This is a genomic window from Isoptericola hypogeus (assembly GCF_039531145.1).
GTDB classification, from domain to species: domain Bacteria; phylum Actinomycetota; class Actinomycetes; order Actinomycetales; family Cellulomonadaceae; genus Isoptericola; species Isoptericola hypogeus.
Genome location: NZ_BAAAPM010000003.1, coordinates 1,425,214 through 1,429,345, shown reverse-complemented (window position 1 = coordinate 1,429,345; position 4,132 = coordinate 1,425,214). Strand labels below are relative to the sequence as shown.

4 protein-coding genes are annotated in these 4,132 nt (G+C 75.4%); 2 read left to right on the top strand and 2 right to left on the bottom strand.

Annotation, left to right across the window (positions count from 1 at the left end):
- The coding region (locus ABD254_RS08710; protein WP_344247612.1) for an arginase family protein at positions 1 to 838 on the bottom strand (838 nt) is incomplete at its 3' end.
- A 473-nt stretch (positions 839 to 1,311) separates the two neighbouring features.
- Here ABD254_RS08710 and ABD254_RS08705 point away from each other — a divergent pair.
- Positions 1,312 to 2,802: a dicarboxylate/amino acid:cation symporter gene (locus ABD254_RS08705; protein WP_425553690.1), complete on the top strand. Its 1,491-nt coding sequence runs from the start codon at positions 1,312 to 1,314 to the stop codon at positions 2,800 to 2,802.
- 132 nt (positions 2,803 to 2,934) lie between these two features.
- Positions 2,935 to 3,138: a hypothetical protein gene (locus ABD254_RS08700; RefSeq protein ID WP_344247610.1), complete on the top strand. Its 204-nt coding sequence runs from the start codon at positions 2,935 to 2,937 to the stop codon at positions 3,136 to 3,138.
- On the opposite strand, the gene ABD254_RS08695 is transcribed toward ABD254_RS08700, so the two are convergent.
- Positions 3,128 to 4,132: 5-oxoprolinase subunit C family protein (locus ABD254_RS08695; RefSeq protein ID WP_344247608.1), on the bottom strand; the 1,005-nt coding region annotated here is incomplete at its 5' end. The genes ABD254_RS08700 and ABD254_RS08695 overlap by 11 nt on opposite strands.

Below are 4,132 nucleotides of genomic sequence, written 5' to 3'. Positions count from 1 at the left end.
CGTCGACCTCCGCGAGGTCGACGGACCGCACGCGCGGGTCGGACGCCGCGGCGCGCACGAGCGTGCGCAGCTCCCACGCGGCCAGACCGCCGGGGACGCTCGCCGGGCAGCCCGGCGCGACGGATCGGTCGCAGACATCCACGTCGACGTCGAGGTGCACGGGGCCGCCCGCGGCGCCGGCGATCTCGAGCGCCTCACCCACGACGTCGTCCAGCGACCCCGCGCCCCGCCGTCGCAGCTCGTCCACCGTGACGACGGTGATCCCCAGGTCCCGGGCCCGGCGTGCGTACGCGGCGGAGTTCGCGAAGTCGGCGATGCCGATCTGCACGACCCGCTCCGGGTCCAGGCCCGCCTCGACCAGCCGTCGCACCGGCGACCCGTTGGAGACGCCGTCGCGCAGGTCGTAGTGGGCGTCGAGGGTGACGAGCCCCGCGGTGGGGAGGTCGTCGCCCCAGGCGCCGAGCGCCGTGGCGACGGTGAGCGAGTTGTCCCCGCCCAGCGCCACCAGCGCCGTCGCCCGCTCCAGCGCTGCCGCCACGGCCGCGCGCGTGCGCGCCTCGCCCTCGTCGCCGTCCGGCTCCGGCACGTCCCCGTGGTCGACGAGGGCGAGCGCGCCGAGGTCGACGGGTCCACTCGGACCGGAGACCAGCGCCGGGCTGTACCGGCGCAGCGCGTCGCGCACCGCGGCGGGCGTGGCGTGCGCCCCGGTCGGCGAGAGCGACGTGCGCCAGGTCGGGACGCCGAGCAGCGCGAGGTCGGCGCCCGGCCCGTCGTCGGGCGCGGGCCAGCCGCCGGCGCGGGGCCAGAGGGGGTCGTGGGGCAGGGGAGCGGAGGTCACCCGCCGACGGTACGGCCGTCATGAGGTGGCTCACACGCTCTTGGGCACCGCGCCGCGTCCCTGTTAAGGTTCCGAATTCGTGGGTTCGATGCCTGCGATCGATCATGTCGATCATTCGGTCGACCGATCACCCCGATCCCGATCCTGCCTGGAGCACCTGTGGCCGTCAGCGTCCCCGTGAGGAACCACCTCACCGCGCGCCTCGACGTCGACTTCCGTCGCGTCGCCAGCGCGCTCTGTCGCTGACCCCTCGCTGACCGCCGTCGACGCCGACGGCGCAGCACCCCCGACGCCGCCACGAGCGAACCCGTCGTGCCCTCCGGGCGCCCCTCGACCGCCCTCGTGCCCGCGTCCCCCCGCAGGCTCGTGCCCCGTGCACCCGCGTCCTTCCCGGACGCGGCAGTCCGCCTGCGAGCGACCACCGCCGTCCTCCCACCGGTGCCGTCCCGGCACCCGAGCCGAAAGGTTCCCTCGTGTCCCGCACCTCCACGGCGAAGATCCCCGGCGCGGAAGCCCGCGCCCGCAAGGGTCTTCGCTTCCCCTCCTTCTCGGTCCAGATCCTCCTGGGCCTCGCGCTCGGCGTGCTGCTCGGCTGGGCCGCCCTCGCGATCGGCCCCCAGGCCGACGGCGAGACCCCCAACGGCCTGACGACGACGCTCGACACCATCGGCTCGTCGTTCGTCACCCTGCTCCGGGCGATCGTGCCGCCGCTGATCTTCACGGCGATCGTCGCGTCGATCGCGAACCTGCGGACCGTCACCAACGCGGCCCGCCTCGCCGGCCAGACGCTGCTCTGGTTCGCCATCACCGCGGCGATCTCCGTGGCGATCGGCATCGGCCTGGGCCTGGTCTTCCAGCCGGGCCACAACACGACCCTGACCACCGCCGAGGCGGCCGAGCCGTCGAGCACCGGCACCTGGCTCGACTTCCTGAACGGGCTCATCCCGACGAACGTGCTCGGCCTCGGGGCCTCGACCGACGTCGAGGCCGCCGCCGACGGGACGTTCACCGCCGACACCGGCATCAGCTTCAACGTGCTGCAGATCCTCGTGGTCGCGCTCGTCATCGGCATCGCGGCGCTGAAGTCCGGCGCGAAGGCCGACCCGTTCCTGGCGTTCAACCGGTCCGCCCTCGCCATCGTGCAGAAGGTGCTCTGGTGGATCATCCGGCTGGCGCCGCTGGGCACCATGGGCCTCATCGGCAACGCGGTCGCCACCTACGGGTGGGAGTCGCTGCGCTCGCTCGCGTCGTTCTCGCTCGCGATCTACGTGGGTCTCGCGCTGGTGCTGTTCGTCGTCTACCCGGTGCTGCTGCGGGCCAACGGCCTCGGTGTCGTCTCCTGGTTCCGGGGCGCCTGGCCCGCCATCCAGCTCGCGTTCGTGTCGCGCTCGTCGATCGGCACGCTGCCCGTGACGCAGCGCGTGACGGAGCGGAACCTCGGTGTCCCGAGCGAGTACGCGTCGTTCGCCGTGCCGCTGGCCGCCACGACCAAGATGGACGGCTGCGCCTCGATCTACCCGGCGATCTCCGCGATCTTCGTCGCCCAGATCTTCGGGATCGACCTGTCGATCACCGACTACCTGCTGATCGCGTTCGTGTCGGTCGTGGGCTCGGCCGCGACGGCCGGCCTCACCGGGGCCATGGTCATGCTGACGCTCACGCTGTCGACGCTCGGCCTGCCGCTCGCGGGCGTGGGCCTGCTGCTCGCCGTCGACCCGATCCTCGACATGGGCCGCACCGCGGTGAACGTCGCCGGCCAGACGCTGGTCCCGACCATCGTCGCCAAGCGCGAGGGGCTGCTCGACCTCGAGCAGTACCGCGCCGCGTCGGCGGAGGACCTGTTCGACGACGAGGCCGACGCCGAGCAGACCGCGGCGGACGCCCCGGCCGCGCAGGACGACGCCGCTCAGGACGACGCCGCGCAGGGCGAGCGCGAGCTGGCGGAGGCCACCACGCGCGCCTGAGTCGCGCTGCACGACGACGCAGGTCCCGGCGGGCGCGAACCGCCGGGCCCTGCGTCGTCCGCCGGGCCGGACGGCGTCATCCTGCACGCCGGCGACTCGTTCGCGACCGCGCCCGACCCGGGCGCCGTCGAGGTGCTGCTGCCCGTCGCGGCCCCGTGGCTCAAGCTCGCCGAGGCGATCGACTTCGCCCGCGCCCACGCGGGCGCCACGGTGCTGCCGATCCACGACGGCATCCTGAGCCCGGGCGGCAGGCAGCTCGTCGACAACGTCCTGACCGCGGTGCTCGGCGCCGACAGGTACCGGCGTCCCGCCGAGGGCGAGACCCTCACGTGCTGAGCCGGCGCGGGACGAAGCGCAGCAGCGCCCCCGGCGGGAGCTGGCCCAGCAGCCACAGGTGGGTCGACGGGACGGCGCCGACCACCGGGTAGCCGCCCGTGAGCGGGTGGTCTGGGCCGAACAGCACGGGCTGCCCGTCGGGCGGCACCTGCAGCGCGCCGGTCACGCAGCCCTCGCTCGGCAGCTCGAGGTCGCGGGCCGACGTCGCGCGCTCCAGCGGCCGCGCGCCGGCGAGACGCAGCCCCACCCGGTCGGAGCGCATCGTGACCTCCCACGCCTGGTCGTGCAGCAGCGCGACGGCGGCGTGCGAGAACCAGTCGTCGTGCGGGCCGAGCAGGAGCGGGAGCGTCGTGACCTCGCCGGGCGCGGGCAGCGCCGCCGGGTCCGGCGCCCCGACGTCCCCCGCCGCCACCGCCCCCGCCCCTGCCCCGCCCGGATCGTTGTGAGCATGATTTTGGCCCCCTTCGGAACTCCGAAGGGGGCCAAAATCATGCTCACAACGTAGGAGGGCGGCGGGGGACAGGGGGGCCGGGCCGAGCCCGGCGAGGACGTCCGTCGACGCCGAGCCCAGCACCGGCGTGACGTCGAGCCCGCCGCGCACGGCGACGTAGGTGCGCAGCCCGCGGGCGGGGGCACCGAGGGCGAGCTCGTCGCCGTCGGCCAGCCGGAACGCACGGGCCTTCGGCGCACCGCCGGCCCGCGCACCTTCGACCCCGGCCGGGTGCACGACGGCGCCCGCGTCGGCTCCGGCGAGCGCGACGACGACGGTCCCGCGGGCGCGCAGCCGCAGCCCCCCGCCGACGGCCTCCAGGACCGCGGCGCCCGCCGGGTTGCCGACGGCCCGGTTGGCGGCGCGCATGCTGCGCGGGTCCGCCGCGCCGGACGTGGACACCCCGAGGTGCGCGAGCCCGGGCCGGCCGAGGTCCTGCACCAGCGCCTGCGCCCCGGGCGTCACGACCTCCAGCCCCGTGCGGGGCGGGATCGGCGCGGCAGT